This window comes from Ralstonia sp. VS2407 (assembly GCF_052950655.1).
The window spans coordinates 1-515 of sequence record NZ_JBRFVG010000152.1; the positions used below are offsets into that span (position 1 = coordinate 1).

1 protein-coding gene and 1 pseudogene are annotated in these 515 nt (G+C 61.6%); both read right to left on the bottom strand.

The window, feature by feature from the left end; genetic code table 11:
• Window positions 1-203 (bottom strand): annotated as a pseudogene (locus tag ACU8YE_RS24345) (sodium:alanine symporter family protein); the annotation flags it as partial.
• A 90-nt stretch (window positions 204-293) separates the two neighbouring features.
• On the bottom strand, window positions 294-515 hold a 222-nt coding region (locus tag ACU8YE_RS24350), incomplete at its 5' end, for a hypothetical protein (protein ID WP_446929945.1).

Consider the following 515-nt stretch of genomic DNA (forward strand, 5'->3'; position numbering starts at 1 on the left):
GTCGCGAACGCCTGGAACGACGAGATGCTGCCCGGCTCGCCCTTGCTGCCGACAAGGCGCATGCTGAGGAACAGCGCGCGCAGCTGAATCATCCTGAAGCGCAGCGTGAACCACGCGCCCGCGCCGAGCAGCAGCGCAATCAGCACGTAATTCCAGAGAATGCCGTTGATCCCGTCGATCAACGCATGCACAAAGCCTTCCATCCATCATCTCCTGATTTGGGGTCGGATTATGTATTGATTCCGGTCATAGCCGGCCGAGGGTCGACATGATATGACAGGTTGCACCGACTCTTACAAAATGAAATTTTCGTGGAGAAAGATGAAAGAAATGGACCGAAGACGGCGCGCGCCGCTCATGCCGCCCCCGCGTACCGCGCCACGCGCGCGATGCGCGCCGCGGCAAAGCGGCCGCGTATAAAAAAAACCGGGCGCCCGCGGGACGCCCGGTTTGTCGAAACGGCGCTCTGGCGACTGCCGTCCGCTCAGCGCGGCAACTCCGAGCTGCCCATCAGG